The organism is Pseudomonas sp. 39004 (assembly GCF_028682155.1).
In the GTDB taxonomy this organism is placed as follows: Bacteria; Pseudomonadota; Gammaproteobacteria; order Pseudomonadales; family Pseudomonadaceae; genus Aquipseudomonas; species Aquipseudomonas capeferrum.
Map to the genome: position 1 here is coordinate 1 of NZ_JANIAG010000024.1, position 24,207 is coordinate 24,207.

Genomic DNA, 24,207 nt, shown 5'->3' on the forward strand with positions numbered 1-24,207 from the left:
CTCGTCAAGAGTCAGCGGTACATGATGGGGGTGACCTTCGCGCCAATGGGGGCGTTGCTGCCCGAGCTGTTCCCGACCCACGTGCGTTATACCGGCGCGTCGGCGGCGTATAACCTGGGGGGCATCCTGGGGGCTTCGGCGGCGCCGTTCTTTGCCCAGAAGCTGGTGAGCATGGGCGGCTTGAGCTGGGTGGGCGGGTATGTTTCGGTGGCGGCGGTGATCAGTCTGATTGCCGTGCTGTGCCTTAAAGAAACCCGGCATACCGAACTGTGAAGACGCTGGGGGCGCTTTGCGCCCCCAGCCATTTCAGATCAGAACTCGACCTTGACCGCCTGCGAAGCACGGGTCGCCTTGGCCCGCGCCGCTTCGATCGATTCGTCACGCGCCAGGCACACGCCCATGCGGCGCTGGCCGTTGATTTCCGGCTTGCCGAACAGGCGAATGGCCGTATCCGGCTCGCTCAGCGCAGCACCGAGGTTGGCGAAACTGGTCTGCTGCGATTGCCCCTGCGGCAGAATCACCGCCGACGCCGACGGCCCGAACTGGCGCACCACCGGGATCGGCAGGCCGAGAATGGCGCGGGCGTGCAAGGCGAACTGCGACAGGTCCTGGGAGATCAAGGTCACCAGGCCAGTGTCGTGCGGGCGCGGCGACACTTCGCTGAACCACACCTGGTCGCCCTTGACGAACAACTCCACGCCGAACAGGCCACGCCCGCCCAGTGCATCGGTGACCGCCTTGGCCACTCGTTGCGACTCGGCAAGGGCCTTCTGGCTCATGGCCTGGGGCTGCCACGATTCCTGATAGTCACCTTTCTCCTGACGATGGCCGACAGGCTCGAGGAAGGTGGTGCCGCCGACATGACGCACGGTCAGCAGGGTGATTTCGTAATCGAAGTCGATGAAGCCCTCGATGATCACCCGGCCCTTGCCGGCACGCCCGCCTTCCTGGGCGTAGTCCCAGGACTGCTGCAGGTCGGCATCGCTGCGCAGCAGGCTCTGGCCCTTGCCCGACGAGCTCATCACCGGTTTGACCACGCACGGGTAGCCGACATCGGCCACGGCCTTGGCGTAGTCTTCGTAGGTGTCGGCAAAGTGGTACGGCGAGGTCGGCAGGTCCAGCTCTTCGGCAGCCAGGCGCCGGATGCCTTCACGGTTCATGGTGAGCTGGGTGGCACGGGCCGTGGGCACCACGGTGAAACCTTCGCTCTCCAGTTCGACCAGGGTCGCGGTGGCGATGGCTTCGATCTCGGGGACGATGTAGTGCGGCTTCTCGGCCTCGATCACCGCGCGCAAGGCAACGCCATCGAGCATGTTGACCACATGGCTGCGGTGCGCCACCTGCATGGCCGGCGCATTGGCGTAGCGGTCCACGGCGATCACTTCGACGCCCAGGCGCTGCAGCTCGATCACCACTTCCTTGCCCAGCTCACCGCAGCCGCAGAGCAGTACACGGGTCGCGGTGGGCGACAATGGGGTTCCGATACGGGTCATTTCAGGTCCTCGAAGGCGTCCGGGGCTGCGCCAGGCTAAGCGCCGCCCGCTGAAAAAGGACCCGTATTCTACACCATCAACCGACCGCGGCAGCCCGCCGGGCGCGAAATGCCATGGCCAGCCAAACGGCGGTGACACCGGCGAACTTAGAGGCCATGGCCGTGCCGATCACGGCAGGGGTCAGCGCGCCGATCATGCCGAAGAAAATGAAGGTATCGACCGGAATGCTCAACGCCGAGCTCAGCCACAGGCGGTCACGCAGGGGCCGACGAGTGATGCTGAACACCAGCCAGTCGATCAGCTCGGAAACGAAGAACGCCGTGGCGCTGGCCAGGGCGATGGCAGGCTCAGAGGTGATGTAGGACAGCACCAGGGCCACCAGCATGGCGACCAGGGCGCCATGCCCGAAGCGGGTCTGCACCATGTCGCGCAGGATGAACACCAGGCCACCCCAGGCGGACCAGATGATGTCCAGGTGCGGGGCGCTGGAAAAGGCGTAGTTGATCAGCACTACGCTGCTGATATAGGCGATGAGATAGAACATGGCGGGTAATCTGTGGGCAAGCCGTACAGATTACCGCTGGCTGCTTCGCGGGTAAACCCGCGAGGCAGCCAGCGCCGAATCATTGCCCCATGATCAACCCAGCGGCCACCGCCCGCTCATGGCACAGCTTCAGTACGGCGCGACGCTCGGTGTTGTCCATCCGCCCCCAGCGGCCGATTTCGGCCACGGTCCGCTGGCAGCCGGTGCAGATATCCTGCTCGTCCAGCGCACAGATGCTGACGCAAGGCGAAGCGACCGGACGTTCGACGGCAATGACCTCACTCATCGTCAGCCACCAGTTCGCGCGCATAGCGCTGGGCATTGTGCACATAGTGCGCGGCACCGGCCTCGATCATGCGCATCTGCTGCTCGCTCAGTTCACGCACCACCTTGCCCGGCGAGCCCATCACCAGCGAACCGTCAGGGATCTCCTTGCCCTCGGGGATGAGCGCATTGGCGCCGATGATGCAGTGCTTGCCGATGCGGGCCCCATTGAGGATCACCGCATTGATACCCACCAGGCTGTAATCGCCGACCGTGCAGCCATGCAGCATGGCGTTATGGCCGACCGTCACGCCCTTGCCCAGGGTCAGCGGCGAACCCATGTCGGTATGCATCACGGTGCCGTCCTGGACATTGCTGTCCTCGCCGATGTCGATCAGCTCGTTGTCACCGCGCAATACAGCGCCAAACCACACGCTGGCACGGGCCTGCAGGCGCACGTTGCCGATCACGGTGGCGTTGGGCGCGATCCAACTGGTGGGGTGGCTGTCGACCCGCAGGTCGCCCAGGCGATATTTCATGCTCGCTCCTCAGGATAAACGGCGGCGGTTTGTAGCAGACGGCGGGGTGGGCCCCGCTCAGATCTCGATGTAACGCTCCGGGGGTTGATGCAGGCTGATGCCGGCGTCATACAGCAGGTTGACCAGCTCGACGATCATGATCGCCGACAACCCCCAGATCTTGTATTCGCCGTAGCGGTAACTGGGCACATACCAACTGCGGCCCTGGTAATCGATACGGTGGGTATGGTCGCGCGGGTCTTGGCGAAAGAACTCCAGCGGCACGGTGAATACTGCCGCGATCTCGGCATCATTGGCGCGGTACTCGACGAAATCGGGAATAAGCCCGACGAATGGCGTCACTTTCAGGCCGTGCAGCGAGATCAGCGGGCTGAGCGGGCCAATCACTTCCACCAGCCCAGGGGGCAGGCCGATTTCTTCTTCGGCTTCGCGCAGGGCGGTAAACACCAGGTCCGGGTCTTCAGGGTCGCGCCGGCCACCGGGGAAGGCAACTTCGCCACCGTGGGTCGACAAGCCCTTGGCGCGCAGGGTCAAGACCAGTTCGGGCGCTTCGCTGCGGGTAATGGGCAAGAGTACCGCCGCTTCGGGAAACCGTCGGTCGGTTTCCAGTGATGCGGGTTCATGGTTGCTCATTCGGCGAAGTAGCTCGTCCAGCATTGCGCACTCTCGTATCCAAGGCCTGTCTTGCATGATGCACCAAAGCCGAGAAGCACCCAAGCCCTGTGCGCTTGCGGCCGCCCGGCTGCCACGCCAAGATAGCCCTGTCATAAGGGAAGATAAGCATGAAATTCTGCAGCGCGTGCGGCCAGCCGGTCATTCAGCGGATACCCGAGGGCGATAGCCGCCTGCGGTATGTCTGCGAGTATTGCCAGACCATTCACTACCAGAACCCCAACATCGTGGCGGGGGTCCTGCCCACCTGGGGCAGCCAGGTGCTGCTGTGCCGGCGCGCCATCGAGCCACGCCGTGGCTATTGGACCTTACCGGCCGGGTTCATGGAGAACGGCGAGACCCTCGACCAGGCCGCCCGTCGTGAAACCGTCGAAGAAGCCTGCGCCCAGGTCGGGCCCATGAGCCTGTACCAATTGTTCGACCTGCCGCACATCAACCAGGTGCATGTGTTCTTCCGCGCCGAACTGGCCGACCTGCGCTTCGATGTGGGTATCGAGAGCCTGGAAGTGCGGCTGTTCGAGGAGCATGAGATACCGTGGAGCGAGCTGGCTTTCCGCACCGTCACACGCACACTAGAATGCTACTATCGCGACCGCATCGGGCAGCACTACCCCATAGGCCATGAGTACCTGCCACCGATGAATGTCACGTCTACCACCTAACGTCATCAGGGATACCGTTTCATGCGCTGGTTGCTCGCCCTTTTCTGCCTTTGCGTTACCTCGGTGTCCCAGGCGGCCTTCACCGAGACCATCGTGCGCAAGCCCCTGCCGGCAGCGCAAACACCGTCGCCTTCGCAGCAGGCCATGCAACCGCTGATCGACAAGGTGCTGGTGATCAAGTCCGAGCGCCGCCTGCAACTGATCAGTCGCGGCGAACCGCTCAAGACCTACCGCATTTCCCTGGGCAAGCAGCCCAAGGGCGCGAAGGAACGCGAAGGCGACCGCAAGACCCCCGAAGGCCTCTATTGGCTGGACTGGCGCAAGCAGAGCGACCGCTTCAACCTCGCCATGCACATCTCCTACCCCAACATCAAAGATGCCGCACGCGCCACCCGCGAAGGCGTGAGTGCCGGCAGCATGATCATGATCCACGGCACACCGGTCAATGATGACTACCCCGAGTGGTACTTCCACACACTGGACTGGACCGAAGGTTGCATCGCCATGCGCAACCACGACATGCAGGAGGTCTGGGAGCTGGTCAAGGACGGTACATTGATCGAGATTCGTCCCTGACACGTCCTGCATGCCGAGTCATCCTGTAGGAGCTTTCGCACCCTAAACGAGAACCCGCCTGACAGCCGCTTAGGCAGGGTACTGCATCCAAGCCAATCACTTAATTCTTAGCATCCACGCAGACGAATACGAAATCCGTACGTCCTCTGCGGGGTGCTTGAATGCCGTACCGAATTCTCATCATTGCCTGCAGGCTGCTGGTCTGCTGCCTGACCGTCGTGATGACCAGCGCCCTGGCATTGGCCGACGACCTGGCCAGCCAACAGTTGCGCGATCAGCAGCAAACGCTGCGACAACTGGAACAGCAACAACGCCTTGAGCGCTGGCAACGGGTGCCTGCCGCGCAAGGTAATCAGCACAGCCAGAGTGCACAGACTGCCGACAGCCACTGCTGGTCGGTGAGCGGCGTGCGCCTGGCCGGCCATCGACACGTGTCGGGGACAGCACTGGAGGCGACCGTGGTGCCGCTGATGCAACCTTGCATGGGCATCGTCGATATCAACCGCCTGCTCAAGGCCATTACCCAGCGCTATGTCCAGGCCGGCTATCCGACCAGCCGCCCCTACTTGCGCCAGCCCCCCGAAGATGACGCCCCGCTGGATATCGTCATCAGCGAAGGTTTTGTCGAGTCGATCGAGCTCGGTGCCGACCTGCCCCTTTCCTTGCGCGGCGCTTTTCCTGACGTACTGGGGCAGCCGCTGTACCTCCCCGACCTGGAGCAAGGGCTCGACCAGTTGAACCGCCTGCGTGCCTACGACTTGAGTGCCGACTTGCTCCCCGGCGAACTGCAAGGCGGCACTCGCGTGCGCGTTCAGCCCCACAAAGTCGCCTCTCGGTGGCATCTGGACGGCCGCCTGGACAACCGCGGCAGTGAACTGACCGGCCGCCATCGCCTGAACCTCGGGGTCGGCCTGGACAGCCCGCTGGGCCTTAACGACGACCTGCGCCTGTGGCTGGCCAGCACCGTCTTCGATGCGCCGGGCACCAGCACGGGCATCACGGTGTACTACAGCATCCCCTACGGTCCGTGGACATTCGCCTTCAACGCCAGCCAGTTGCGTTACCACGCCCCCATCCCGCACGGGCAACAGACCAGCAGTGGCCGCAGCCGCTTCCAGGGCGTGAGCGCCGAGCGCGTGCTGTGGCGCAATCAGCAGGGCATGCTCAGCGCCAGCGCCCGGGTGGACCGCAAGCAGATGGTCAACCGCACCGGTGGCGTTGTCGTCGACTTGCAGAGCCCTACCCTCACCAGCGTCGAGGCCGGCCTGCAGTGGCTCTGGCTTGAGAACGGACTGTGGAACGGGTATGTGGGGGTCGCCCACGGCCTTGAGGGGCTGTCCAAGGACAACCCGGCCATGCGCAGCAACGGGCTGCGCAGCGATTTCGTCAAATATCGCGCCTCCCTCCTGCACCTTCGCCAAGGCGCAGCAGCGCAGCCCTGGCGCTGGCAAAGCGAACTGGGGTTGCAGTACAGCCCCGACCCACTGCCCGCCGTCGAACAACTGCTGGCCAGCGACGACTCGGCGGTACGCGGGTTCCGCCTGCACACTTACGCCGGCGCCACTGGCGCGGCCTGGCGCAACACCTTGAGCCGCCCGCTGAGCCCCGCCTGGGCGGCACCGTTGCAAGTGCGCCCCTACGTCGGCCTCGACCTCGGCTGGACCCGACTCGCCAGTGACAGCCCCGTCCTGCGCCTGGCCGGTGCAGCGGCCGGCATCGAAGTGAGCCTGCCCGACAGCCGCCTGCGCCTCGATTATCAACGCGCCCTGTACACCAGCGACCGGCCCCGCACGCTTCTGGAGCCGGGCTTCTGGGTACTGGAGTGGCACCTGAACATCTGATTCACCCACAACAAAGAGAACGAGAACATGCAAACACTCTCGCAGTTGACGTATACCCACCCCAATACCTTGCGTTGGGCCATCTTCCTCGCCCTGCTCGGCTCCAGCACCGCGCAGGCCACGGGTGGCCTGGAAGCGGCCAGCGGCCCGGCAGGCACCCCGCTCATCAACAACGGCCATGGCGTCCCGGTCATCGACATCGTTGCACCCAACGCTGGCGGCCTGTCGCACAACCAGTTCCTCGATTACAACGTCGGCAACCCCGGCGTGGTGCTGAACAACGCCACGCAGGCGGGCCAGTCGCAACTGGCCGGCGCCCTTGCGGCCAACCCGCAGTTCCAGGGCCAGGCCGCCTCGACCATCCTCAATGAGGTGATCAGCCGCAACGCTTCGCTGATCGAGGGGCCGCAGGAAATCTTCGGCCGCCCGGCCGACTACATCCTGGCCAACCCCAATGGCATCACCCTCAACGGCGGCAGCTTCATCAACACCACCCGCGCAGGCTTCGTGGTCGGCACCCCGGAATTCGAGGACCAGCAACTCAAATACCTCGACACCCTCAACGCCAGTGGCTCCCTGCAGGTACTCGACGACGGCCAGAGCAACAGCACCGGTGCCCTTGACCTGATCGCGCCGCGCATAGACAGCAAAGGCTTGCTCATGGCTGCCAATGAACTGAACGTCACGGTTGGCCGCAACCGCATCGAGCACGCCAGCGGGCAGGTGGTCGAACACCTGCCCGGCGAACAGGGCAGTGTCGATGCCACCCTGTTCGGTGCCATGCGTGCCGGGCGTATCCGCGTGCTGAGCACCGCTGAAGGCGCGGGGGTGCGCATGGGGCCGGCAAAGGTGCATGCCAGCGACGGTATCGACATCCATTCGGCCGGCGACCTGCACATCAGCGGCAAGGCGGACAACCCCAGCGAACTGCACAGCGAACGGGGCGCACTGAACCTCAGCGCCGCGCAAGACCTGACCCTGCGGGCCGTCGATGGGCAGGCGCAACAGGTGGTGGTCAAGGCCGGCCAGTCACTCACCCTGGATGCCGACAGCCTGGCAAACACTGAACACGACCGCGAAAACTGGAAGAATAAGTTTCTCTTCATCACCCGCGAAACCTACAACCGCGAGCGCACCACCACCCAAAACCAGCAGCACGGCACGCAGTTGCGCGGCCAAGACAGCGTAACGCTGCAATCGGGCGCTGACATGCGCCTGGTAGCCGCCGATGTGAAGGCGGGCGGCGAATTGAGCGTCGACAGTGCCGGCAAGCTGGACATCGTGGCAGGCATCGACAGCCAGCACATCAAAGAACAGGTACGCCACCGCAAGGACTTGTGGCGCGGTGACAGCGACACCGAGCAAACCCGGGAAACAGCCCGGGGCAGCACGTTGAATGCCGAGCGCATGGCCCTCACTGCGGCCGATACCCTCACGCTTCAAGGCAGCACGCTGCACAGCAACAGCGACATGCAGATCAAGGCGCGACAAGTCGAGATCGGCACCACTGCACTGCAGGACAGCGGCACACAGCGCAACTACCGCGGCGACCTGGTCTCCGGGACCTTCTTTGGTGATCGCAAGGGTAATGACAGCCAAGGGCAGACAGTGGTTGGCAGCAATGTGACGGCAGACGGCAAGCTGAACGTGACGGCCGACCAGGTCACCATCAAAGGCAGCAAGGTGCACGGCAAGGAAGATTCGGTGCTGTACAGCGAAAAGGGCCTGCTGGCGATCGAGGCCGACCACGGCAGCAGCACGTCGACTGACCATCAGAGCAACAGCAAACTGTTCGGCCTGATCGGCAGCGATAGCAAGGACACCGCACGCAAGGACCAGGTACTGCTCAGCGACGTTTCGTCCAGCAGTAACCTGCGCCTGGCCAGCGCCGAGGAACTGCGCATCCACGGGGCAAAAATCGAAGCCGGCAAGCACCTGCAGGTGCAGGCCAAGGGCGACCTGACGATCGACAGCGCGCAGTCGCGCAGCGAAACACAAACCGATCAACAGCAACGCGGCTTCAGTGTCGGCGCCAAGCAGACCCAGGAGGCACAGGACGGCAAACCGCAATCACGCCAGTACGAAGCCAGCGTGGGCTACCAGGTCGCCAACACGACGGGCAAGGTGCAGGAAACAACGCAGGTCGCCAGCGAACTGAAAGGCGCTTCGGTCGAACTGCAAAGCGATGCCCACCTGCAGGTCAATGGCTCCAAGGTCGTGGCAAGCGCTGGCGACCTCACTGTGGCCGCCAAACAGGTCAGCCTTGGCGCAACCCGTAATGAACGCGAGTACGTCAGCAACGACAGCCAGAGTGGAGGCAGCTTGAAAGTGACAGGGGGTATCGATCGGCTGGGCAGTGCCTTCGCAGGCCATCACAACACCCAAAGCCAGCTCGAACGCGACAGCACCGTCCAACGCAGCGAGTTGCAGGCCAGTGGGGACGTGAAGCTGGACGCCGAGCGTTTGCTTACCGAAGCGGCGCGCGTCGAAGCCGGCCAGCAACTGAAAGTAACCGCCAAGCACATCGAGAACCGTGCCGTGCAAGATACCCAAGAGCGTGAAAGCGTCACCGACAACTGGGCAGGCAGCCTGGGCGCCAGCGTCGAATACCGTGACCTGACCCGCCCCATCGAACGGCTGGTGCTGGGCGAAGAGGCGGCGCGCTTCCAGCAGGGCTCGCCTGAAGACGCGATGGTGGCGCCAAGCGCCGGTGCCGACATGACCATAGACCACCTCAAGCGCCTGGAAAACCAACGCCGCGGCTTTGCCCAGGTGAGTGAGTTGTCGGGGGCTGCAGTCGAGGTCAAGGCCGATGTCATCGATGACCAGGGCACCGCGTGGAAGGCTAACGCCGGCAAGCTCTTGATCGATGCCACGCAGCACCACCTGAGCGCCGCCGAAAACACCCAGGCCGATACCGTGCAGCGCCTGGCCTATGGCGGCGATGCCCGCGTGGACACCAGCACCGGCAACGATCTCAATGTACGCATTGCCGGTAAAGGCGGCTCGCTGGATAAACACGACCTGGCCAGTACCGCCGTGCCCGGCAGCCTCTATGGCCAACAGGGTATCCAGGTGCAGTTGGGCAGCGATGGCAAGTACGAGGGCACGCGCATCGACGGTGGCGACGGCGCTGTGGTGATGCACAGCGGCGGCACGCTGTCGTTGCCGCAGGCCACTGACCGTAACAGCCAGGCATCAAAGCAGCTTGACGGCAATGCCTGGGCCAAGGTCGGCAACCGCCCCGGCAGCACCGGCGTCGACACCCGTGGCTACCTGGATCACAACCAGCAGAACAGTGCGCAGACCAAGGCGCAGGTGGCGCAAATCGACGCCAAGGGCGCTGTGCATCTGAGCAGTGAGGCTGACCTTGTATTGGAAGGCACGCGTATCGGCAGCCGTGAAGCCAAGGTCGGCGATACCGTGCTGGAAAGTGGTGGCCGCTTGCAGGTCACTGCGGCCAGCAATACCCAGCAGGCCAAGGGCGGCAGCCTGGGTGGCGGCCTGGAGCTGGCAGCCAAGAGTGGCGCGACCAAAGGTGGCGGTGTCGGCGGTCACTTCAACCATGGCAAGCAGAACGAAGACGCCAGCCAGGCCGTCAATGCCAGCTTCGAAAGCGCGGGCAAGCTCACCCTCAGCAGCCGTGCCCGGGAGGACATCGCCGTGCACCTTGAGGGCCTGCAAGCCTCGGCCGAACAGATCGAGCTCAACGCCGCAGGCGGCGGCATGCTGATCGAAGCTTCGAGCGACCGCGAGCAACGCGACAACCTCGACATCACGGCCGGTGCCGGCTTCAACATGGCCAAGGGCGCTACCGATACCCTCGGCCTGCATGGCCGCGCCCAGGTGGCGCTGGACAAACGAGACAACCACACGTGGAATGCCAGCCAACTGCGCGCCGAAAAAATCCAGTGGCAAAGCCGTGGCGACACGCGCATCGAAGGTGCCAGCCTGGAAGCCGGGCGCATTACCGGTGATGTTGGCGGCGACCTGCGCGTTGCCAGCCGCAAGGACCGCGTCGACAGCTTGAGCGTGAAAGGCGACCTGCGCCTGAGCCAGGAGAAGAACCCGCAGGGCTACACCAACGCCGCCAACGCGCTGGCTGGGCCGCTGAGTGACAAAATCGGCAAAAAAGCCGGCGCTGCCTTGAGCAAGGCCGATCCTGGTTTTTCCCCGACTTTGCGCCTGGATGTATCACACCAACAGCGCGACACCGTGACCAGGCAGGCCACGCTCAAGGGCAGTGAAGGGCTTGATCTCAAGGTCGGTGGCGATGCCCGCCTGGTGGGCGCCCGGCTGCAATCGGGCAAAGGCGCTGTCGAGTTGAAGGCCAATGCCGTTACCCGTGAAACCTTGAATGGCAGCGACTACCGCCGCGATGTGTCGATCGATGCGTCCAACTCGCCGGTGGACCTGGGCACTGCGGTGGCCGAATTCACCAAGGGCAAGGGCGCTGCAGACGGGGAGAATGCGCTTGACCTGGGCCTACTGCGCACCAGCGGGCACAACCGCAGCGAGCAGTGGGTATCGAGCGTTCAAGGCAAGGCGGAATAACCCGTTGCCCGTCGACGCTTTCATGAACCCATCCATGACGTGATGACTTGGCCGGGATCCTGTGGGAGCGGGCTTGCCCCGCGAATAAGCCGCGCGGTGCCTGGCACCGGCTTGGCCGGTGTTCGCGGGGCAAGCCCGCTCCCACAGACCCTCCGTATAAATCAATAAGTTAGCGATCCATCAATGGCCGCGACCTCATTCAAGTGATTACCACCTGATCAGCCGCTGCCCCGTTGTCGCCTCTGGCCCCAGCCATTGCGCACCGCGCAGCAGCGGCGTCAGGGCGGCATCGGGCTGCAGCGCGAGGGTGACCTGGGCCTGTCGCTCCAGCAGGTGCGCATCCACCTGCAACTGATGCTGCCCCTGCTGCACCAACTGCCCCAGCACATGCCAACCACCTCGGCACTGCACCTCGAGCCATCCCTGCCCTAACCCCAACGACCAGGGTTCACTCAGCGCCAGGTCCGCGACACTGATACGCCCCTCGGCAGCCTGGCATTGCCGCCCCGCACCGTGCACCCGCAGCGTACCCTGCCATTGCCCGACCAGGCGATAGGCCGCAGGCACAGTCACTTGTGCCGCTGCGGGCTGAACCTCAAGCCCCCAACGCCAAGGCCAGCCTTCAACCCGCACCTGCCAGGCCTGCCCCTGAAAGCCCAATGCCCCTTGGCCCTGCAAACGCCAAGGCTGCACGGCCCACTGCAATGGCCCGAACGGCCCAAGTTGCGTCGCCTGCCCCTGCCACAAGCTGCCGCTCACTCCCGTAGCCGGCAGGCCGAACCCACGCACCAGCCAACTGGCCGGCAGCTCCACCAGCAAGGTCAGCACGAACACCAGCAGCAGCCACGCCAGGCCGCCCCGGCTCATGGCCGCAGCACCAGGTCAAAACGCAGGCCGTTGGGGGCTTGCTCCACCCCCCACTGCAACGGTTGCGCGCCCTCGCTCTGCAGCGAAACGACCCAGCCCAGCAGGGCCTGCTCATCGGCCACCTGACCCTGCATGTGCCAGGCTTCACCCTGTGCGACCACTTCCTGCAACTCGATGCGCCGCGCTTGCGCCGACTGGTGCAGACGCTCCAAGCTCAGCGGCGCGCCCCCCTGCAAACCTGCCGCCTTCTGCGCCAACGCCCGCCATTGGCCAAGCGCGTGCCATTGCGCCAGACCTTCGCGTACAACCAGCACGCTCGACAGCAGCGCAATCAGCCCCCCGGCCAGCGCCAGGCGATGACGCTGTACCCAGTCCCGGTTCATGTCGCCACCTCCAGGTCGAAAACCACACGGGTCGACGATGCATCCCCGTTCACTTGCACCTGTGCCCCGACAGCACTGGCCATCTCGCCCCAGGGCGGTGCGGCCCCCTCCCCCTCCAGGCGCACATGCCAGCGTTGGCCGTCGAAGCGCACGGCTTGCAGGCGCCAGCCGGGATGCTCTAGTAACCAGGCCTGCAAGCGCCCCTGCAAGTCTGCCAACTGACGTACACGCAATTGCTGCTGCAGTTCGGCTTCGCGCAGGCGCTTGAGCGCCTGCGCCGCCTGCCGCGGCCCTGCCTGCTCGCCGGTCACGGCAAGCACCTGGGCTTGCCAGAGCTTTACCTGGCGCCATTGCTGGACCAACCACAGGCTGCCCCAGGTGCAGGCCAGCAGCAGGCAGGCGACAATCAACTGACGCTGCGCTCGCGAGGGGCCAACAAAGGTGCGAGGTCGTCGCTGCTCGAACAGGCCAGGCAGGCTGTCGAGCGGCGCCAACTCGTCGGGCCAACGCCCCTTGAGCGGCACCCTGCGCAGTTGCGGCCAGGGTTCGACCCGCACATCGCCCAGCACATCAGGCCAGGCCAACCAGCGTTCGCCCGCGCCTTCGCTCAGCCCCTTCATCAAGCTGAACCCGCCCGGCTTCTGCCAGCACCAGGCCACACCCGCCTCAGGAGCAGGCAGCAACTGAAATTCGGCCCAGCAACACTCGACCGACACCCCCCATTCCACACACTGCCCGCGCCAGCCCTCCAGATGCTGACGCGCCACGGTCAGTAGCCGCACCTGCCCGGCTTCACGGCCCAAACACCCACACACCACCTCATCCGCGCCCTGCAGCAAGCGGTCTTCAAGCAACAATGGCCATTCTTCACGCCTGAGCCCCGGCGGTGCGGGCAACTGGAAGTGGCTGCAGTGCTCGGCAGGCACGATCAACGCCACCCGCGCCTGCAGGTTCGCCGGGGGCTCGCCCTGCCCCTGGCGCTGCGCGATACCGCCCTCGACCAGCAGCCAGTCCCAAGGGCTGCCTGGGCGCAACAACAGCCAAGGCCGGGCCGGCGAACGTCGACGCCAATCAACCTTCATGAACGCCCCCAGGGAATAACGAACGTGCAGACATACGGTGCTCCATCACGCTGCAGCTCCAGGCGCACACCACGGCCGGGGTGCGCCGGTTGATCGGAAGGCCAGGGCTGCCAGCGGCCGCCCTGGTGATACAGAACGTTCACCTTGCTCACCCCTTCAAGTTGCTCGCGCAATACCCAGCGCGCAGCAGTCGCGGCATACAAGTCGGCCGAACTCTCCAGCAACAGACGCTGCTCGCGCGCCTCGAAGCGCAAGCGCTGGCGCTGTAGGCGCGACCCGCCTTCAGCTTCAGGCAGGCCGGTGGCCGCCACCCACAGCAGTTGGCCGTTCGCGGGTTGCCAATCGAACCAGCGGCTGGCCAAGGGCAGACGCTGTTCGTACACCCGGCGCAGCACCGGGCTGTCGAGGCGCCGCTCCAGCGCCAGGCAAAAGTCCAGCACCGAGGTTTGCTGACTGCTCACCTGCAACCGCTCACGCACCTTCAGCCAGCCGTTGACCAATGCCGCCAGCATGATGCCGAGCAGCGCGGTCAGGGCCAGGGCGACCATCAGTTCGATCAGGGTAAGGCCTGCCTGATGCCGCTTCATGGGCGCTCCAGAAATACACTGTATTGGCCAAGCGGCAGCCGCTGGTCGCGGTCGCCGAACACCTGCAGTTCGCCCCGGCGCAGGTCACGCACGCCGGTGCGGCGCAACTGCATCTGCCAATGGCACAGCTGGCCGCCCTGGCTCAGTTGGCCGCCCACCTGGTTGCTGGCCGGCCAGTACTGTTCGACGACGAAACGGGCTTGCAGCTCGCGCGCGCACAGCAGGCCAAGGCGGTGCTGCTGCAGGTTGTCCTGCACCGCCAGGCGCTGGCGCAAGACCTGGCTGGTGATCACCGCCAGCACGGCGGCAATCGCCAGGGCCACGGTCACTTCCAGCAGGGTGAAACCGCGCTGCTGGCGCTTCATGGCAGTGGCGCCATCTGTAGCTTGCCATCGCGGCGCCAGGCCCATTGCTGGCTGCCTTCGGCCCATTGCCAGCGCACCGAGCCCGGCTGGGCCCAGCCTTGCGGCGTGAACAGAAGCTGCGGCTGCGCGCTGGCGGGCCAGTCCGGGCGCAGGCCCTTGGGCCAGTCGCCGAGCGCGACGGTCTCGACCACCCAGGCGTTGCCCTCGCGGCGGACAAACTCCGGCCGCTGGCCAGTCCAGCGCAACCCGCGCAACTGCCCGGCATGGCGGGCCAGCGCCGCCTGGGTCCGGGTTTCGGCCGCCAGGCGTTGCAGCGCTTGGTCGACATTCGTCTTGCCGCTGTCGAGCCAGGCCACGGCCAGGGTGGTCATCAACCCGGCGATGGCCAGCACCACCAGCAATTCGATCAGGCTGAAGCCTTGTTCACGGCGCACCCTTACAGCGCCCAGTTACCCAGGTCGGCATCCTGCCCTTCGCCGCCAGGCACACCATCGGCACCCAGCGAATAGACATCAACGCGCCCATGCTCGCCAGGCATGCGGTACTGGTACGGCGTCCCCCATGGGTCTTGCGGCAGGCGGCGCACATAGCCATCGCTGCGCCAGGCACGCGGTAGCGGCGCCTGCTCGGGCTTTTTCACCAGCGCAGCCAAGCCTTGCTCGTTACTGGGAAAACGCAGGTTATCCAGCCGGTACATGTCCAGCGCCTGTTCGAGTGTGGCCAGGTCTGCCATGACCTTCTGCCGCATGGCCTTGTCCTGGTTGCCGAGCACACTGGGTGCGACCACGGCGATCAACAGGCCGATGATGAAGATCACCACCATGATCTCCATGAGGGTGAAGCCACGCTGACGGTTACGACGATGCTGCATGGAAGTACTCCTTGTGTTCACAATTGCAGGCCCTGGTTGAGTTGCATGATCGGCAGCAGCACCGCCAGCACGATGAACAGCACCACGGCGCCCATCACCAGAATCATCAGCGGTTCGAAAAGCGCCATGGCGGTGTCCACCTGGCGGGCGAAACCGCGCTCTTGGTCGTCGGCCACCCGTTCCAGCATGTCGGCCAGGGTGCCGCTGGCCTCGCCACTGCCGACCATGTTCACCAGCAACGGCGGAAACTGTTGGCAGGCATCCAGCGCGCGGTGCAGGCTGGTGCCGCCCTGCACCTGCTGGCGCACCTGCTCCATGGCCAGGCGGATGCGCCGGTTGGAAACTGTCTCGGTGGCCACCTGCAGGGCTTCGAGCAGGGCCACGCCGCTGCTGCTGAGAATCGCCAGGCTACGTGCCAGCCGCGCGCTTTCCAGTACCTGCAACAGGCCGCCCACACGCGGCAGGCGCAACAGCAACTCATCACGGCGCAGGCACCAGTGCGGCTTGCGCAGCAGCCAGCCACCGAGCAGCGTCAGCAGCATCGCCAGGCCCAGCAACCAGGGCCCGGCGTGCACCAGCCCCTGGCTCAGGCCGATCAGCAAGGCGGTTATCAACGGCAGGCTCTGCCCGGCATGGGCAAACTGCTCGGTGAGCTTGGGCACGACGAAGGTCATCAGGCCGATTACCACGGCAAGCGATACACCCATCAGCACACAGGGGTAGATCAATGCAGTACGCGCCTTGTGCTGCTGGCGTTGCACCTGTTCCAGGTGATCGGCCAGGCGCGTGAGCACCTGGGCCAGGCGCCCGGAGCGCTCACCGGCCTCGACCAGCGCACAGTACAGGCCGCTGAACGGCGCCCCCTGGCGGGCCAGGCTGCGCGCCAGCCCCAGGCCTTCGGCGAGCGAACCGCGCAAGGCCACCAGCACGCTGTGCAAGGCAGGCTGGCGCAGTTGCCGTTCGAGGGTGGCCAGGGCATCGACCAAGGGGATGCCTGCACCGGTCAAGGTCGCCAGCTGGCGGGTCAGTTCGCACAGTTGCGCACGGCTCAGGCGCTGGCGGCGGGGTTGCCGCACGCCTGCCTCGTGGCGCTGCAACTGGCGGGCGAACAGGCCCCGCTCACGCAACAGCTGGCGCGCATGGCGCTCGCTGTCGGCCTGCAGGCTGGCCTTGTAGGTCTTGCCGGCCAGGTCGACGGCTTGATAACGATAGGTCGGCATGGCTCAGCCCTGTACCACGCGCAGCACTTCGGCCAGGCTGGTCTCGCCACGCGCCAGGCAATCGCTGGCCATGGCTACCAGGCTGCGCCGACGGTCGACCAGGTAGTCCTGCATGGCTTGTTCACTGGCGCCGTCGTACAGCAGCGCGATCAGGCCGGGGTCAAGCTCGACGAATTCGTACAGGCCCAGGCGCCCGACATAGCCGCTGCCCTGGCACTGCTCGCAACCGACGGCGTGGTAACTGCTGCCCAGCGCACACAGCTCGGGCCACAAGTCACGTTCGGCGGTTTGCAGCGGCTGCGCCACCGCACACTGGCACAGCCGCCGCACCAGGCGCTGCGCCAGCACACCGCGCAGGCACGACGCGATCAGAAAGGGTTCAATGCCCATGTCACGCAGGCGGGTCACCGCCCCCACCGCACTGTTGGTGTGCAGGGTCGACAACACCAGGTGGCCGGTGAGGCTGGCTTGCACGGCAATCTGCGCGGTTTCCTGGTCACGGATTTCGCCGAGCATGATCACATCCGGGTCCTGGCGCAGGATGGCGCGCAGGCCAGTGGCAAATGTCAGCCCGGCGCGTGGGTTGATGGCCGTCTGGCCGATGCCGGCGATGGCGTACTCCACCGGGTCTTCAACGGTAAGGATGTTGCGGCTGCCATCGTTGAGGCTGTTGAGGCTGGCGTACAGCGTGGTGGTCTTGCCCGAGCCGGTGGGGCCGGTGGACAGCACGATGCCATTGGGCCGCGCCAGGCAACTGCGCAGACCTTGCAGCACGGCGGCCGGCATGCCCAGGTTGTCCAGCGCCAGCAGGCTGGCCTGCTTGTCGAGCACGCGCATCACCACCCGTTCACCGTGAATGCCCGGCAGCGTCGAGACCCGCACATCGACCTCGCGCCCTGCCGCCCGCAAGGTGATGCGGCCATCCTGGGGCTGGCGTTTCTCGGCGATGTCCAGCCGCGCCATGACCTTGATGCGTGACACCAGCATCGCCGACAGCGCCCGCGGCGGGCGCAGCACCTCGCGCAGGTGGCCGTCGACCCGCAGGCGCACTACCAGGCTCTGTTCGAAGGTCTCGATATGGATATCCGAGGCACGCAGGCGCAAGGCCTGGCCGAACAGCCCGTTGATCAGGCGAATCACCGGCGCCTCGTCATCGCTTTCGAGCAAGTCCTCGATGCGCGGCATCTCGCTCATCAGGCTGTCCAGGTCGACCTGGTCGCCGATACCTTCGATCAGCGCTGCGGTGGCCGCATCGCCGCCCTGATACAGCTGTGCCAGTTGCTCGTCGAATGCTGCGGGCTCCAGGTAGGCCAGCGCACCGGGCTGGCCATGCACCCGCAGCAGCTCCTGCAACACCTCGCTGTCGGCGTCGCGGCGCAGCCACAATTGCCAGCCGTCTTGCCCGGGGGTCATGGCCAGGCCTGCCTGGCGTGCCAGCCGATAGGGCAACATCACCAGTTACCGCCGTCCAGGCGCGCCCGGCTGGCGGGGAACACCTGCAGCAGCGGCGTGGTGCCTTCAGCACCGGCAAGGTCCGGCAGTTGCAGCGGGGTGGTCTGCTGCAGGGTGCGGTACTTGCCTTCGCTGAGCCCGGCCAGGCTCGGCCCATCGCGCAGGATGCGCGGGCGAATGAAGACCATCAGGTTCTGTTTGGTGTTCTTGCTGGCGTCGGAGCGGAACAGGCGGCCCAGGTAAGGGATGTCACCCAGCAGCGGTACGCGCTGGTTGCTGGTACTCAGCTCGTCGCTGATCAGGCCGCCCAGAATCACCAGGCCGTTGTCTTCGACCATGACCTTGGTCTTGATCTCACGCTTGTTGGTGATCACATCGCTGGCAGCGCTGGAGTCGGCAATCGACGAGACCTCCTGGACGATGTCCAGGCGCACGCTGTTGTCGATGTTGATCTGCGGTTTGATCCGCAGCTTGACCCCGACCTCCTTGCGCTCGATGGTCTGGTAGGGGTTGGCGTTGTTCTGCGTCACCGAGCCGGTGACGAAGGGCACTTCCTGGCCAACCAGGATCGACGCCTCGGCGTTGTCCAGGGTCAGCAAGGTTGGCGTGGACAGCAAGTTGAAGCCGCTCTTGCCCTTGAGCGCATTGACCAGCATGGCGAAGTTGAAACCGCCGCCGAAGTGGCCGATGCCGGCAGTGGCCCCGGCGGTGGCAGACAACAGCTTGCCCAGTGCCTCGGTGTCTTCGCCGGCGGCAGCCCCGGCGATGTTGGCGATGTTCACCCCGTTGCTGCCGAAGTTGACGATACCGGCACCGAACTTCTCATCGGCGAACAGCCACTGCACACCCAGCTCCTGGGCACTGCTGTCGGACACCTCGGCGATGATCGCCTCGACCACCACCTGGGCACGGCGGATATCCAGCTGCTCGACGATGGCACGGTAGGCGGCCAGCTCGCTGTCGGGGCCGACCATGACTACAGCGTTGGTACCCTCTTCGTATTCCAGGCGAATGCCCGAGCCACCGGGGGCGGCCATCACCGGCCGGTCCTTGGCTTCGCCCTCGGCCACGCCTTCTGCCGGCGCCATGCCTTCCTGGCTGAGCCCGCGCAGCACCTTGACCACTTCACTGGCCGTGGCGTGCCGCAAATAGATGACTTGGGTACTGCTGCTGCCCGCCGTCTCGCTGGGGCGGTCGAGCTGACGCAGCAGGCTGGCGATGCGTTCGAGGTTGCTGCGCCAGTCGGTGACGACCAACTGGTGCGCCGCCGGGTACGGGGTGATCACCCCAACCCGTGGGTCGATCAATGGCTTGAGTATGCCAAGCACCTGCTCGGTGGCGGCGTTGCGCACATTGAATACGCGGGTAGCCACGCTGTCGCTGCCTGCGCCCTGCTGCCCGGCAGGCTCCACCGGCACCGGCTCCAGGCGCGCCGCCTGGTCGGGGACGATCTTCACGCTGCCATTGGGCAGGTCGACGGTGGCGTAGCCCTGGGCGCGCAGTTGGGCGAGGAAGATGTCATAGATGGCATCGGCGTCGTGCAGGTCGACGGTGCGCACGGTGACCTTGCCCTTGACCCGCGGGTCGACGATGAACGTGGTACCGGTGATGCGCGACACGCTGTCGATGAATTCACCCAGCTCGGTGTCGACGAAGTTCACCTCGTACATCGGCGTGCCGTCGTCATCGAACACCGGCTCCTCGGCGCTCGCAACCGGCAGGCCCACGGACAAGGCCAGGCTCAGTGCAGCCGCCATGCAGTATCTAACAGGCATCGTTCATCCTTGCCGCTTGAGGCCGGTCACGGCGGGGCGTGGCGGCCAGGGCAGGCGTTCGCGCCGCCCCTGGTTATTGAAAATCAGGCCATCGCTGTCGATGTCCTGCAGCACGATCCCCGGTGCCAGGCGCTGGCCGCGGGCCAGGGTGCGCACCTGCTGTTCGTAACGCAGCACCACCACGCTGGCCGACAACGGCTGGGCCTTGAGGCCACCGAGGTAGTGCAAGGGCAAACGGGTGATGACGATCGCGCCGTCGTCGACGGGCGCCTGCCAGTGGCCGACCATCAACCCCGGCAGTTGCGTCTCGGTGGCCGGCGAGCGGCTGGCCGGTTGTGGCTGGCGGCCCAGTTGCAACACGCACTGTGCAGCGAGCCAGCCGGCCAGGGTCAGGCAGCCACCGGTGATCAGCCGCGAAGCGAAGCTCACGAGGCCATCTGCCGGGGGTGCCAGCCTGGGTGACCCTGCACATAGCGCACTTCGGGCCATTGCAGCGCTGTCAGTTGCCAGTCAGGCGCCTGCCGTGCCAGCCAGGCCTCTACCCGTTGCCAGAGCGGCTCGCCGGCCTGCGACGCGAACTGCAGGCCAAACGTGCGGCACAACCCCTCGGTCGGCTGCAGGCCGCTGATGCGTTTGCCCTGGGGGCTGTAGCTGACTTGCCAGGCCTGGCCCTGCCAGCGCGGCAGGTCCTGGCTGTTGTCCAGCAGCAACGGGTCGCCGAACAGCTGTTCTGCGGCATTTTCCAGCACTTGCTCGACCTGCCGGGCTGGAGCCTCGACCACCGGGGCCGGGTAACCGCCGGTCAGGCTGATCAGGTGCTCACGGGTAATCGCTGTACCTGCCGCCAACGGGCAGTCGTAACGCAGGCCCGGCAGCAACACTGGCAGGCTGCCGTCATCGGCCAAAGCCTGATGCAGCAGGCGGTCCCAGCTGCCGCCACGGGTGTCACGCCGCCACAGCGCCTGGGGCGCCCGGGCCAGCGGTTGATCGAGCCACGCCGCGTGGCCGGCGCGCTGTTGGTTCAACTGCGCCTGCAATTGCCCGGCACGCACCTGCGCTGCCGGTGAAAGCGTCTGTTCGAACGCCGGGAAGAAGCGCCCCTCGAACTGCCATTGCCCCGCCACCTGCTTGCAGCGCAAGCGAAACGCACCGCTGCCCCGGCAGCCGGCGAACAGCACCGGCACGCGGCGGCCGCTGGCCTGGGTGGCCTGCACCGGCGTTGGCCACAGGTCCTGGCCACGCGCGCACAGCAACAGGTCGATGGCCGGCAGCCGTTCAGCCAGCCACAGCCCCGGCCCGGTACCGACATCGGCCAGGGCCACCACCAGGTCGGCCTCGCGCCGGGCCTGTTGGAAAACCGGCAGCAAGGCCTGATACCACTGTTTGAGGGAGGCTTTCTGGTCTTGCGCGTAAGGGTCGGTGACGCCGACCACGGCAATACGCGCGCCGCCCCGTTCGAACAGCTGCAGGGGTTCGAGCCCAAGGGCCTGGCGTTGTTCGTCAGCGAGCCCGGCGCCCAGCGTAGTGGCAGATGCCTGGCGGTAGAGTGCTGCGCTGCGTTGTGGCCAGAGCACGCGCTCGTCACTGCTGACCCGCGCTTCGCTGCCCAGCAGTTGGCTGCCCTGCACGCCACTTTCACCCTGGGTCAGGTAGGCCAGGCCGCTGCCATTCCAGCCTTGGCCGTTCTCCAGGGTCAGGCTGTTGCCTGCACCGGCCTCGCCACGCAATTGCTCCAGCAAGGCGGCGAGTACGGCATAGCCACCCAGGTTGGCCTCGTCGGCCCGGCCGGCATCGAGCAGTGGCGCCAGCTGCGGAAAGGCGATGCTGGCGCTGGCACCGGTCATCCACGGCGCACGCCCGAGGTGGCTGACCGGCCCCAGGCGCGTCGCCGGAACCACAGCCCGGCCGGGTTGGCGAGCATCAAGGGTGTCGGCGACATACAGCAAATCAAGGTTGGCGCTGCCTGCGCGCTGCCCTGGCAAGGCGGAACAGGCGCCGAGCAAGGGTGCCAAGGCACCGACGCCCATCCAGCTGATCACTTCGCGCCTGTTCACACTGCTTGCCATCGAGCCCGCCATCCTTAACCAAGTTCACGTTGGGCTCCGGATGTTGCGGCGTTCGCATGACAGTTTGATGGCAGAAATCCGACAGCAATTCCGAATTGATCTGTCAGGCTCGAAAGTAAGAACGTGTAGTTTTAAGCGCGCATTCATATTTCTGCCAAGGAATCATCATACTTGCGCTCTAAAGTCGCGGTTTCCTCCAACTCAGCCAAACATAAGGACACCCTGATGAGTCGAGATACCGGCGACAACCTGGACCGGAACCACAGCGGCAATCTGCCGATGGCCAGCGTCATGGACGCTTACCTCAGCCGCCGCAGCATCATGCGTGGCAGCCTGGGCGCCGCCATCGCCATGATCGCCGGTACCGGCCTGACAGGCTGCTTCGACGGTGGTGGCGGTTCCGATCACGATGATCCTGTCACCGAGCCACCGGTGACCGAACCACCCGTAACCGAGCCAGAAGTGCCGAAACTGGCACTGGGCTTCCAGTCCATCCCAGGCTCGCGCACCGATGCCTGTGTCGTCGCGGCAGGCTACAGCGCCTACGTGCTGGCGCCGTGGGGCACCCCGCTGAACAGCAATGCCAACCCGTGGAAGTCCGATGGCAGCAACACCTCGACCGACCAGGCCAATGCCATGGGCATGCACCACGACGGCATGCACTTCTTCCCTATCAATGGCAGCTCCGAAGACGGCTTGCTGGCCATCAACTTCGAGTACATCGACGCGGCCGCCCTGCACCCGGCCGGCCCGACCGTTGATGTCAACGGCAAGCGCCCGGTCGAAGAAATTCGCAAAGAGATCAACGCCCACGGCGCTGGCGTGGTGCGCCTGCAGAAGGTCAGCGGGCGCTGGCAGGTGGTCGACAACGACCCACTGAACCGTCGCTTCACCACCGCCTCGCGCATGGAAATCACTGGCCCGCTACGCGGCACCGACCACGTCAAGACCAAGTACTCCAGTGCCGGCACCCACTGCCGCGGCACCAACAACAACTGCGGCAACGGCTACACCCCATGGGGCACTTACCTGACCTGTGAAGAGAACTGGCCGGGCATCTTCGTCAACAAGGGCACCCGCCCTGAAGACCAGCGCCGCATCGGCGTGGGCACCTCCAGCGGCCAGTACAAATGGGAAAGCGCTGCCGGTGACAGCACCGAAGTGGCCGACGAATTCACCCGTTTCGACGTCACCGTCAAAGGCGCCAGCGCCACCGACGACTACCGCAACGAAGCCAGCACCTACGGCTACATCGTCGAAATCGACCCGTACAACAACGCCACCCTGGCCACCAAGCGCACCGCGCTGGGCCGCTTCCGCCACGAAGGCTGCTGCCCGGGCCTGCCGGTGGCCGGCAAGCCGCTGGTCTGGTACATGGGTGACGACTCAAACAACGAGTACCTGTACAAGTTCGTCTCCACCGCCGTGTGGGACGCCGCCGATGCCAGCCCGGCCGACCGCCTGGCCACCGGTGCCAAATACATGGACCAGGGCAAGCTCTACGTGGCCCGCTTCAATGCCGACGGCACAGGTGTATGGCTGCTGCTCGACGTGGCCACGGCCACCACCGGCGGCAGCACCCTTGGCGCGCTGTACGGCGACCTGCCGGGCATCATCCTCAACACTCGCGGTGCGGGCGATGCCGTGGGCGCGACCCCGATGGACCGCCCGGAATGGACCACAGTCAACCCGCTCAATGGCGATGTCTACCTGACCCTGACCAACAACAGCGCGCGCACCCCGGAAAAAGTCGACGCCGCCAACCCGCGTGGCCCGAACCGTCACGGCCACATCATCCGCTGGCACGACAGCGACGATCAGCTGAGCTTCACCTGGGACATTTTCGTGTTTGGCGCCAACGCTGCCGGCACCGCCGACATCAACCGCTCCGGGCTGACCGAGCTGAACCAGTTCGCCAGCCCCGATGGCATGAGTTTCGATAGCCGCGGCGTGTTGTGGTTCGAGACCGACAACGGTGAGAGCACCCTGACCGATTACACCAACGACCAGTTGCTGGCGGTGATCCCGACAGACCTGGTGGATGCCACGGGCAAACAGGTGCCAGTCAACGCGCAGAACCAGGTGGACCTGCGGCGTTTCTTCGTTGGGCCGAACGGCTGCGAGGTGACGGGGATTGCCTTCAGCCCGGACAACAAATCGATGTTCGTGAACATCCAGCATCCGGAGAACTGGCCGTATACCGACAAGGCTACCGATGCTACGCCGGCAGGCGCTACGGTAAGGCCGCGGGCTTCGACGGTGGTGATTCAGCGTGATGATGGCGGGGAGATCGGCACCGCCTGACCGGGAGCTGGTCAGTCAGCCTTGCGCTGGCTGTACCGGCCTCTTCGCGGGGCAAGCCCGCACCCACAAGCAACCCCCTAGCCTCAAGGA

The 24,207-nt window shown here is 65.4% G+C and carries 23 protein-coding genes; 6 read left to right on the top strand and 17 right to left on the bottom strand.

Annotation, left to right across the window (positions count from 1 at the left end):
* On the top strand, positions 1 to 273 hold a 273-nt coding region (locus tag NP534_RS06555; RefSeq protein ID WP_337994312.1), incomplete at its 5' end, for an MFS transporter.
* A 38-nt stretch (positions 274 to 311) separates the two neighbouring features.
* Here the strand turns inward: NP534_RS06555 and purT are convergent.
* The 5 genes from purT to NP534_RS06580 form a co-directional block, all read right to left on the bottom strand.
* The gene (purT, locus tag NP534_RS06560) at positions 312 to 1,493 is read right to left on the bottom strand and encodes a formate-dependent phosphoribosylglycinamide formyltransferase (protein ID WP_274098197.1); all 1,182 of its coding nucleotides are present in this window, start codon (positions 1,491 to 1,493) and stop codon (positions 312 to 314) included.
* A gap of 76 nt (positions 1,494 to 1,569) precedes the next feature.
* Positions 1,570 to 2,037, bottom strand: coding sequence for a VUT family protein (locus NP534_RS06565; RefSeq protein WP_033700966.1), 468 nt, complete (start codon positions 2,035 to 2,037; stop codon positions 1,570 to 1,572).
* A 79-nt stretch (positions 2,038 to 2,116) separates the two neighbouring features.
* Positions 2,117 to 2,323 carry a DUF1289 domain-containing protein gene (locus NP534_RS06570; protein WP_033700967.1) on the bottom strand — a complete coding sequence of 69 codons (207 nt, stop codon included), beginning with the start codon at positions 2,321 to 2,323 and terminating at the stop codon, positions 2,117 to 2,119.
* Positions 2,316 to 2,840 (bottom strand): gamma carbonic anhydrase family protein, encoded by a 525-nt coding sequence (locus tag NP534_RS06575; RefSeq protein ID WP_033700968.1) that lies wholly within the window; start codon positions 2,838 to 2,840, stop codon positions 2,316 to 2,318. Before NP534_RS06575 ends, NP534_RS06570 begins: the two co-directional genes overlap by 8 nt.
* Before the next feature lie 57 nt (positions 2,841 to 2,897).
* The gene (locus NP534_RS06580; protein ID WP_033700969.1) at positions 2,898 to 3,497 is read right to left on the bottom strand and encodes a CoA pyrophosphatase; all 600 of its coding nucleotides are present in this window, start codon (positions 3,495 to 3,497) and stop codon (positions 2,898 to 2,900) included.
* Positions 3,498 to 3,622: 125 nt separating this feature from the next.
* Here NP534_RS06580 and NP534_RS06585 point away from each other — a divergent pair, with 125 nt between their 5' ends.
* From NP534_RS06585 to NP534_RS06600, 4 genes are all read left to right on the top strand, one after another.
* Entirely contained in the window at positions 3,623 to 4,174 is a 552-nt protein-coding gene (locus NP534_RS06585) for an NUDIX hydrolase (protein ID WP_274098198.1), read from the top strand.
* 21 nt (positions 4,175 to 4,195) lie between these two features.
* The gene (locus NP534_RS06590) at positions 4,196 to 4,750 is read left to right on the top strand and encodes a L,D-transpeptidase family protein (protein ID WP_274098199.1); all 555 of its coding nucleotides are present in this window, start codon (positions 4,196 to 4,198) and stop codon (positions 4,748 to 4,750) included.
* Between the two features lie 161 nt (positions 4,751 to 4,911).
* Positions 4,912 to 6,591 (top strand): ShlB/FhaC/HecB family hemolysin secretion/activation protein, encoded by a 1,680-nt coding sequence (locus NP534_RS06595; protein WP_274098200.1) that lies wholly within the window; start codon positions 4,912 to 4,914, stop codon positions 6,589 to 6,591.
* 27 nt (positions 6,592 to 6,618) lie between these two features.
* Complete coding sequence (locus NP534_RS06600; protein ID WP_274098201.1) at positions 6,619 to 11,145, top strand: hemagglutinin repeat-containing protein; 4,527 nt, start codon at positions 6,619 to 6,621, stop codon at positions 11,143 to 11,145.
* Positions 11,146 to 11,352: 207 nt separating this feature from the next.
* Here NP534_RS06600 and NP534_RS06605 read toward each other — a convergent pair whose 3' ends face one another.
* From NP534_RS06605 to NP534_RS06660, 12 genes are read right to left on the bottom strand one after another with little or no spacing between them, the layout of a single operon-like run.
* Complete coding sequence (locus NP534_RS06605) at positions 11,353 to 12,012, bottom strand: general secretion pathway protein GspN (RefSeq protein ID WP_274098202.1); 660 nt, start codon at positions 12,010 to 12,012, stop codon at positions 11,353 to 11,355.
* Entirely contained in the window at positions 12,009 to 12,395 is a 387-nt protein-coding gene (gene gspM / locus NP534_RS06610) for a type II secretion system protein GspM (RefSeq protein ID WP_274098203.1), read from the bottom strand. The genes NP534_RS06605 and gspM overlap by 4 nt, the downstream gene beginning before the upstream one ends.
* Positions 12,392 to 13,477, bottom strand: coding sequence for a GspL/Epsl periplasmic domain-containing protein (locus NP534_RS06615; RefSeq protein WP_274098204.1), 1,086 nt, complete (start codon positions 13,475 to 13,477; stop codon positions 12,392 to 12,394). The genes gspM and NP534_RS06615 overlap by 4 nt, the downstream gene beginning before the upstream one ends.
* The gene (locus tag NP534_RS06620; protein WP_274098205.1) at positions 13,474 to 14,064 is read right to left on the bottom strand and encodes a type II secretion system protein; all 591 of its coding nucleotides are present in this window, start codon (positions 14,062 to 14,064) and stop codon (positions 13,474 to 13,476) included. The genes NP534_RS06615 and NP534_RS06620 overlap by 4 nt, the downstream gene beginning before the upstream one ends.
* The gene (locus NP534_RS06625; RefSeq protein ID WP_274098206.1) at positions 14,061 to 14,429 is read right to left on the bottom strand and encodes a type II secretion system protein GspI; all 369 of its coding nucleotides are present in this window, start codon (positions 14,427 to 14,429) and stop codon (positions 14,061 to 14,063) included. The genes NP534_RS06620 and NP534_RS06625 overlap by 4 nt, the downstream gene beginning before the upstream one ends.
* Positions 14,426 to 14,863: a type II secretion system minor pseudopilin GspH gene (gene gspH / locus NP534_RS06630; protein ID WP_274098207.1), complete on the bottom strand. Its 438-nt coding sequence runs from the start codon at positions 14,861 to 14,863 to the stop codon at positions 14,426 to 14,428. The genes NP534_RS06625 and gspH overlap by 4 nt, the downstream gene beginning before the upstream one ends.
* A 2-nt stretch (positions 14,864 to 14,865) precedes the next feature.
* Positions 14,866 to 15,300 carry a type II secretion system major pseudopilin GspG gene (gspG, locus tag NP534_RS06635; protein WP_033700983.1) on the bottom strand — a complete coding sequence of 145 codons (435 nt, stop codon included), beginning with the start codon at positions 15,298 to 15,300 and terminating at the stop codon, positions 14,866 to 14,868.
* A gap of 17 nt (positions 15,301 to 15,317) precedes the next feature.
* On the bottom strand, positions 15,318 to 16,520 hold the full coding sequence (gene gspF / locus NP534_RS06640) for a type II secretion system inner membrane protein GspF (RefSeq protein ID WP_274098208.1): 1,203 nt from the start codon (positions 16,518 to 16,520) through the stop codon (positions 15,318 to 15,320).
* Between the two features lie 3 nt (positions 16,521 to 16,523).
* On the bottom strand, positions 16,524 to 17,972 hold the full coding sequence (locus NP534_RS06645) for a GspE/PulE family protein (RefSeq protein WP_274098223.1): 1,449 nt from the start codon (positions 17,970 to 17,972) through the stop codon (positions 16,524 to 16,526).
* The gene (gene gspD, locus NP534_RS06650) at positions 17,972 to 19,729 is read right to left on the bottom strand and encodes a type II secretion system secretin GspD (RefSeq protein WP_274098224.1); all 1,758 of its coding nucleotides are present in this window, start codon (positions 19,727 to 19,729) and stop codon (positions 17,972 to 17,974) included. Before gspD ends, NP534_RS06645 begins: the two co-directional genes overlap by 1 nt.
* 21 nt (positions 19,730 to 19,750) lie before the next feature.
* The gene (locus NP534_RS06655) at positions 19,751 to 20,176 is read right to left on the bottom strand and encodes a pilus assembly protein PilZ (protein WP_095064066.1); all 426 of its coding nucleotides are present in this window, start codon (positions 20,174 to 20,176) and stop codon (positions 19,751 to 19,753) included.
* Positions 20,173 to 21,813 (bottom strand): lipoprotein UxpA, encoded by a 1,641-nt coding sequence (locus tag NP534_RS06660; protein WP_274098209.1) that lies wholly within the window; start codon positions 21,811 to 21,813, stop codon positions 20,173 to 20,175. The genes NP534_RS06655 and NP534_RS06660 overlap by 4 nt, the downstream gene beginning before the upstream one ends.
* Positions 21,814 to 22,038: 225 nt before the next feature.
* Between NP534_RS06660 and NP534_RS06665 the strand changes: the two genes are divergently transcribed.
* The gene (locus tag NP534_RS06665) at positions 22,039 to 24,117 is read left to right on the top strand and encodes a PhoX family protein (RefSeq protein WP_274098210.1); all 2,079 of its coding nucleotides are present in this window, start codon (positions 22,039 to 22,041) and stop codon (positions 24,115 to 24,117) included.
* Positions 24,118 to 24,207: the final 90 nt, after the last annotated feature.

Coding starts and splice junctions, on each gene's coding strand:
- purT (WP_274098197.1), bottom strand. CDS start 1,493: ATGACCCGTATCGGAACCCCATTGTCGCCCACCGCGACCCGTGTACTG.
- NP534_RS06565 (WP_033700966.1), bottom strand. CDS start 2,037: ATGTTCTATCTCATCGCCTATATCAGCAGCGTAGTGCTGATCAACTAC.
- NP534_RS06570 (WP_033700967.1), bottom strand. CDS start 2,323: ATGAGTGAGGTCATTGCCGTCGAACGTCCGGTCGCTTCGCCTTGCGTC.
- NP534_RS06575 (WP_033700968.1), bottom strand. CDS start 2,840: ATGAAATATCGCCTGGGCGACCTGCGGGTCGACAGCCACCCCACCAGT.
- NP534_RS06580 (WP_033700969.1), bottom strand. CDS start 3,497: ATGCTGGACGAGCTACTTCGCCGAATGAGCAACCATGAACCCGCATCA.
- NP534_RS06585 (WP_274098198.1), top strand. CDS start 3,623: ATGAAATTCTGCAGCGCGTGCGGCCAGCCGGTCATTCAGCGGATACCC.
- NP534_RS06590 (WP_274098199.1), top strand. CDS start 4,196: ATGCGCTGGTTGCTCGCCCTTTTCTGCCTTTGCGTTACCTCGGTGTCC.
- NP534_RS06595 (WP_274098200.1), top strand. CDS start 4,912: ATGCCGTACCGAATTCTCATCATTGCCTGCAGGCTGCTGGTCTGCTGC.
- NP534_RS06600 (WP_274098201.1), top strand. CDS start 6,619: ATGCAAACACTCTCGCAGTTGACGTATACCCACCCCAATACCTTGCGT.
- NP534_RS06605 (WP_274098202.1), bottom strand. CDS start 12,012: ATGAGCCGGGGCGGCCTGGCGTGGCTGCTGCTGGTGTTCGTGCTGACC.
- gspM (WP_274098203.1), bottom strand. CDS start 12,395: ATGAACCGGGACTGGGTACAGCGTCATCGCCTGGCGCTGGCCGGGGGG.
- NP534_RS06615 (WP_274098204.1), bottom strand. CDS start 13,477: ATGAAGGTTGATTGGCGTCGACGTTCGCCGGCCCGGCCTTGGCTGTTG.
- NP534_RS06620 (WP_274098205.1), bottom strand. CDS start 14,064: ATGAAGCGGCATCAGGCAGGCCTTACCCTGATCGAACTGATGGTCGCC.
- NP534_RS06625 (WP_274098206.1), bottom strand. CDS start 14,429: ATGAAGCGCCAGCAGCGCGGTTTCACCCTGCTGGAAGTGACCGTGGCC.
- gspG (WP_033700983.1), bottom strand. CDS start 15,300: ATGCAGCATCGTCGTAACCGTCAGCGTGGCTTCACCCTCATGGAGATC.
- gspF (WP_274098208.1), bottom strand. CDS start 16,520: ATGCCGACCTATCGTTATCAAGCCGTCGACCTGGCCGGCAAGACCTAC.
- NP534_RS06645 (WP_274098223.1), bottom strand. CDS start 17,972: ATGTTGCCCTATCGGCTGGCACGCCAGGCAGGCCTGGCCATGACCCCC.
- gspD (WP_274098224.1), bottom strand. CDS start 19,729: ATGGCGGCTGCACTGAGCCTGGCCTTGTCCGTGGGCCTGCCGGTTGCG.
- NP534_RS06660 (WP_274098209.1), bottom strand. CDS start 21,813: ATGGCAAGCAGTGTGAACAGGCGCGAAGTGATCAGCTGGATGGGCGTC.
- NP534_RS06665 (WP_274098210.1), top strand. CDS start 22,039: ATGAGTCGAGATACCGGCGACAACCTGGACCGGAACCACAGCGGCAAT.